This is a genomic window from Sphingobacterium sp. IITKGP-BTPF85, from assembly GCF_001006065.1.
Lineage (GTDB): Bacteria > Bacteroidota > Bacteroidia > Sphingobacteriales > Sphingobacteriaceae > Sphingobacterium > Sphingobacterium anhuiense.
Genome location: NZ_ASZT02000222.1, coordinates 1 through 5,468, shown reverse-complemented (window position 1 = coordinate 5,468; position 5,468 = coordinate 1). Strand labels below are relative to the sequence as shown.

7 protein-coding genes are annotated in these 5,468 nt (G+C 39.1%); 1 reads left to right on the top strand and 6 read right to left on the bottom strand.

Going from position 1 to position 5,468, the window contains the following annotated elements:
* The 6 genes from L950_RS24080 to recR all read right to left on the bottom strand — a co-directional run.
* The coding region (locus L950_RS24080; RefSeq protein ID WP_156169847.1) for a DUF1080 domain-containing protein at window positions 1–1,740 on the bottom strand (1,740 nt) is incomplete at its 3' end.
* Between the two features lie 26 nt (window positions 1,741–1,766).
* Window positions 1,767–2,141, bottom strand: a complete 375-nt coding sequence (locus L950_RS24075) for a HEAT repeat domain-containing protein (protein ID WP_021191010.1) — start codon at window positions 2,139–2,141, stop codon at window positions 1,767–1,769.
* 23 nt (window positions 2,142–2,164) lie between these two features.
* Window positions 2,165–2,428, bottom strand: coding sequence for a hypothetical protein (locus L950_RS24070; protein WP_021191009.1), 264 nt, complete (start codon window positions 2,426–2,428; stop codon window positions 2,165–2,167).
* Window positions 2,425–2,577: a hypothetical protein gene (locus L950_RS29010; protein WP_021191008.1), complete on the bottom strand. Its 153-nt coding sequence runs from the start codon at window positions 2,575–2,577 to the stop codon at window positions 2,425–2,427. The genes L950_RS24070 and L950_RS29010 overlap by 4 nt, the downstream gene beginning before the upstream one ends.
* Before the next feature lie 18 nt (window positions 2,578–2,595).
* Window positions 2,596–3,864, bottom strand: a complete 1,269-nt coding sequence (locus L950_RS24065) for a Gfo/Idh/MocA family oxidoreductase (protein WP_021191007.1) — start codon at window positions 3,862–3,864, stop codon at window positions 2,596–2,598.
* Between the two features lie 139 nt (window positions 3,865–4,003).
* Window positions 4,004–4,618, bottom strand: coding sequence for a recombination mediator RecR (gene recR, locus L950_RS24060; protein WP_021191006.1), 615 nt, complete (start codon window positions 4,616–4,618; stop codon window positions 4,004–4,006).
* Window positions 4,619–4,737: 119 nt separating this feature from the next.
* Here recR and L950_RS24055 point away from each other — a divergent pair, with 119 nt between their 5' ends.
* A complete protein-coding gene (locus L950_RS24055) occupies window positions 4,738–5,442 on the top strand; it encodes a TIGR00730 family Rossman fold protein (protein ID WP_037526690.1) in 705 nt (234 codons plus the stop codon).
* Window positions 5,443–5,468 lie beyond the last annotated feature (26 nt).

Genomic DNA, 5,468 nt, shown 5'->3' with positions numbered 1-5,468 from the left:
GGCATTATCCGCCACCAATAATGGTTTTGATTCAGCCTTTTGGTTATTATAAAGACCACCAGAACCCACTTGAGCACCATCTTTTACGCGAGATATGTCCCAGATCTGAACCTGTGGTGTACCACGAAGATAAATCCCAGCATCACCTTCTTTACCGTTTTTATCCAGTTTCCAGTCAACCAACATCTCAAAATCGCCATATTGTTTAACCGTAGCAATGTTATCTCCCTTACCGTTGAAGATCAATTCACCATTATTAGCAGCCCATCCCTGACGCATTTGCTCATCAGCTTTTACCTGCGCAGCAGCCAATTCCTTCTCAGTCATTTGACCTCTTTTAATCGGGTTTGCGACTAGACCTTTCCAGCCTGTCAGATCCTGTCCATTAAACAGGCTTACAAAACCTTCAGATTTAGGCATTTCTGCAAGGTGCTTAACAACAGCTTCTCTTAAGTATGCACTTTCGCTTCCGCTTAAATTGTTGATCACCTCATTCAAGATGTTGCGGACGTCAGAACCTATAAAAGATTTATTATCTAAAGCAATGTTCATTGCAGTGTTAACGGCAGTACCCTTCAGTTCCGGATCTTTCAAAAACTTACCTGAAAATACAACTGCCTGGTAGGTGCCCGTACTTTGTAGAGAACCTAAAACAGTTCTTTTTTGGTTGTTATTTTTAGCAACTGCAAAAGCATCTTTCAATAAAAGGGTCTTCTGATCGTTTGTTTCACTCGATCTATTGATATTCTTGATCAATCCAGCAAATACTTTTTCACTTAAACCACCTGATAAGTTTGTTCTTGACAACTGGATGAGCTCATTTAATGCTAAAGGAGTCGACCAGTCTGCGATCGCTAAAACAGCGGCATCACGAAGAGCAGGATTATCAGATTTCAAATAATTCGTAACCGCATTCAAAGACTCCTGATCGCCAAGTCTGGCAAAAATTGGAAAGAATTTGGTTGCACTAGGTGCTGCAGAACGGGAAATATTCGCGGCAAGTTTTTGGATATGTTGTTCTTTGTTAGGACTAGACTGGATCACATTTGCAATCGCAACCTCTAAATTCCTGCTTGAAGCCTCATCCGCTTTTGTCAATAAATTAACAAGTATTTCTAGATCTTTCTCCTGTGCAACATTTGGTAAAGCCTTGTTGATGGCTTTATTTACATCAGCATTGGTGCTATTCAAAGCCAATACAGCTTGCGAAGAATTAGCATTTGCCCTTGTGCTCAAAATGTCCAATAATTGGATTTTCTTAGCATCATCAACAGTTGCTAATGAATTGTTGATCACGTCCATTGTCTGTTCATTTTTTGAACTTAACAAAAGTGCTTTGATCGATTCATTCAGTTGCGCATCTGTAGACAAATTATCAATTAAAGCTTTCGAGTCAGCACCTTTAGAAAGGAGGTTGATCGCCGAGAGACCCGCTAATTTAGCATGTGCATCTGTAGACTTACCAACAATTTTTTCGATTGCTTTTAATTGAGTTATCGAACCGTTTTGAGCAATATAGTTCAATAATGATTCTTGCACAGCAGGGCTTGATTTCGCTGCTAGTCCTAATAGTTTTTTAGTATCATTTGCATCTCCGTATTTGTGCAATAGATTTAAAGCAACGTGACGGTAGACATTATTTTCGTTTTGAGCCGCCGCAAACAAGTTTTTCTTTTGTTTTTTAGCATCCAATCCTGTCAATAAAGTTAACGATCCTACTTGTGCATTGATTGCTTTCAATTTAGAAGCCTCAGCAAACAAAGTATTTAAATAAGCAATTGCTTCTTTATTTTTTTGTTCTCAATTAGAGATTCGGCATAGTCCAGACCTAAACCGATACCATTCAGGTTATCATAACTATAATTTGCAGTTTTAAGCTCTTTTTCAAAGATCGGAAGCGCTGCTGTTCCTCCAATTTTGCTCAAGGCAATCAAAGCAGTACGTTTGAAGCTATCCGATTTGAACTTATCGATCAAAGCGATGATAGCCGTCTCGGTATCTTGATTTTTAACATCTCCCAAAGCGGTCACGAGCGCAACTGCACATTTTTCATCTGTTACTTTCGCTAATCCTTGTGCTAATGCATCGCTTGATTCTTTCGTATTGATTGAGACCAATGTGCGTGCCGCACCATCAGCCAAGTACGGTGTATTTAAGTAAGTAGCTACTTACTCACAGCAGCATTCGTTGCACACTGACGTAAAAGACGCAATACAAAAGCTTTGTTGGTATCCTCTTTCACCGTACCCAATGCATCCAATAGACCTTGTACAAATACTTCTTTCTGTTTTTCTTTGCCTGGTTGGTTAACAAAGAAAGAATAGCTATTTGTGGCATACTCTACTTGCGCATTGTTTTGGCCCTGCGGTTTCAATTGATTTAGCATCGCCGCGATTTCACTTGATGTAAAGTTTTCCAACTCGTTCATCGCGTATAAAACTTAGCCTTTTCTTCGGCAGGTTGTTGCCCCAGTACATCAGCTATTTTAGTAGCAGTCGTTCTATTTTGGGGCTGTTGTGCATATGCTGCCACTTGAAGTATTAATAAGGCAGATATCGTATTAAAAACTTTTTTCATTTTAGATAGATTAGAAAATTACATTGACCAAGGGCCACGCATCGGTTGATAAACTAAACAGTTTGCTGCATCGTCATTGATAAACTCATCTTTTGTAGAATCAAATTTCAATGAGCGGTTTAAACGTAAGGCGATCAAGCCCATGTTGACCAATGTACATGAACGGTATCCGTTCTCTTCATTTAATGCAAATTTCTCGCGTGTACGTACCGATTCCAAGAAATCTGTAATCTGTGGTGCTGGCTCAGGAAATTGTGCCAGTTTTCTTTCCATATCCGGTATATCAGACACAAAGCCTTTATACAGCTTCCCTTTAGGTCCCTCTATATAAGCCATGCCTTCATCTTTACCTTCACCATCTAAAATAATCTGACAGCCATCAGCATATGTATAAACAATTCTTCTCCAGGTACCGACCGCATCACTATGTTGCTGCGGCGCATCAACTTCTACCGATACAGGACTTTCGCCATCTTTTCCTAAGAAATATTGAACAGGATCCAAATAATGTTGGCCCATATCACCAAGACCACCGCCATCATAATCCCAGTATCCTCTAAAAGTTGTGTGCACGCGATGCGTACTATAAGGTTTGAAAGGTGCAGGACCTAACCATAATTCATAATCCAATTCTGCTGGTACCGGTTCAACAGGAAGGTTTTCTTTCCCTACCCAGAAAAATTTCCAGTCAAAACCAGTATGCTTGCTGATCGTTACTTTCAACGGCCAACCCAACATACCTGTATCTACCAATTTTTTAATTTTTTTAACCGGAACATTCATTCCGTAGAAATTATCGGCAAAACGGAACCAGGTATTTAATCTAAACATATTACCATGTTGTGCGATCGCTTCTTTGACACGTTTTCCTTCACCGATAGTACGTGTCATCGGCTTTTCACACCAGATATCTTTTCCTGCACGCGCTGCTTCCAAAGACATCAAACCATGCCAATGCGGGGGAGTTGCAATATGCACGATATCTACTTCAGGGTTTTTAATTAAATCACGAAAATCATGATGTTCTTTAACTCCGCCACCTAAAGCCTGTTGCGCTAGAGCCAAATGTCTTGTGTCGACATCACATATCGCCACTGTTTTTGTTCCCGCGTATCCAAAATGACCACGCCCCATTGAACCTACGCCAATGATGCCCTTCGTTAAATGGTCACTTGGAGCCAAATATCCTTGTCCCCCTAATACGAATCTAGGGACAATTGAAAATGCCGCTGCTCCTGTGATGGATTTCTTTAAGAAATCTCTTCTGGAGCTATTTTTTTCTTTCATACTTATTTAATAAATGATAGTTTGGTTGTGTTAGATTTAATAATCTGTTAAAATACAACTTTTCACTAAAAAGCAGGCCAAAAAAAGCTTCGTCGGGTAACAAAGCTTTTACAATCAAAATAATACGGTATTCTAACCCTTAGAACGTCGGTCGTTCATATAATGTTCTCGTCGCTATTGACCTTCCTAAGGTCAATTCATCGACATATTCAAGCTCACCGCCGAAAGCAATACCACGTGCGATAGTGGTGACCTGGATATTAAATTCTTTGAGCTTACGATACAAATAAAATATCGTTGTATCTCCTTCCATCGTAGCACTTAATGCCAATATCACCTCCTTGACATCTTGCTTACGCATACGGTCGACCAAACCGTCAATCTTCAAGTCAGACGGTCCTACCCCATCCATTGGTGAAATAAGTCCCCCTAGTACATGGTAGATTCCTTGGTAAGAATTGGTATTTTCAATCGCCATTACATCACGCGTATCTTCCACGACACATATAATGGAATGATCCCGCTTTGGAGAGGTACAAATTTCACATTCATGATAGTCTGAAATATTAAAACAGATATGGCAATACTGAATTTCTTCTTTCAATTGATTAATAGTAGATGTAAATCGTGCAACTTCAGCATCCGATTGCTTTAACAGGTGTAAAACAAGTCGCAATGCAGTTTTTTGACCTACTCCAGGTAAACGTCCAAACTCGGATACAGCGTTTTCTAATAATTTAGAAGAAAAATTCATGGCACAAATTTAACAATATAATAGTTAAAGAAACTGTTCAAATTAAAAATATTCCTTATCTTGTATTCCCTTCAAATGAAAAGGAACAGTAATTTTTATAATAAGAGTATAGCATGGATATTACAAAAGACGACAAAATAAGAAGTGCCTTTGAAAACAAAACGTGGCAGGAGATAAAAGTAAAAGATTCGTGGCAAATATTTAAGATCATGTCCGAATTTGTAGATGGATTTGAAAAATTAGCTAAAATTGGTCCTTGTGTTTCCATTTTTGGATCTGCAAGAACTCCACAAGATCATAAATACTATCAAATGGCTGTCGATGTGGCAAGTTTATTAACTGCACGTGGCTATGGAATTATATCTGGAGGTGGCCCCGGTATCATGGAAGCTGCAAATAAGGGAGCTTATGAATCCGGCGGTAAATCAGTAGGATTAAATATAGAATTGCCGTTTGAACAATTTCACAACAGATATATTGACCGTGATAAACTTCTTGAATTTAACTATTTCTTTGTTAGAAAAGTCATGTTCATGAAGTATTCGCAGGGGTATATTGTTATGCCGGGCGGATTTGGAACAATGGATGAATTATTTGAAGCAATTACATTAATCCAGACAGGTAAAATCGCACGCTTCCCGATCGTGTTAGTGGGTTCCGAATATTGGTGTGGCCTTTTCGACTGGATCAAGAACACAATGCTAGGTGAACGCTACATCAGCGAAGAAGATCTAAAACTCTACCGCATCGTTGATACGGCGGAAGAAGCCGCAGATCATATTTTCAGATTCTACGACAAGTATTTATTAAAACCAAACTTTTAATAATAACCGGTATCGATATACAACGG

What these genes read in the sequence shown, in the direction of transcription:
- L950_RS24070 (WP_021191009.1), bottom strand. Translation starts at nt 2,428, where the DNA reads ATGAACGAGTTGGAAAACTTTACATCAAGTGAAATCGCGGCGATGCTA.
- L950_RS29010 (WP_021191008.1), bottom strand. Translation starts at nt 2,577, where the DNA reads ATGAAAAAAGTTTTTAATACGATATCTGCCTTATTAATACTTCAAGTG.
- L950_RS24065 (WP_021191007.1), bottom strand. Translation starts at nt 3,864, where the DNA reads ATGAAAGAAAAAAATAGCTCCAGAAGAGATTTCTTAAAGAAATCCATC.
- recR (WP_021191006.1), bottom strand. Translation starts at nt 4,618, where the DNA reads ATGAATTTTTCTTCTAAATTATTAGAAAACGCTGTATCCGAGTTTGGA.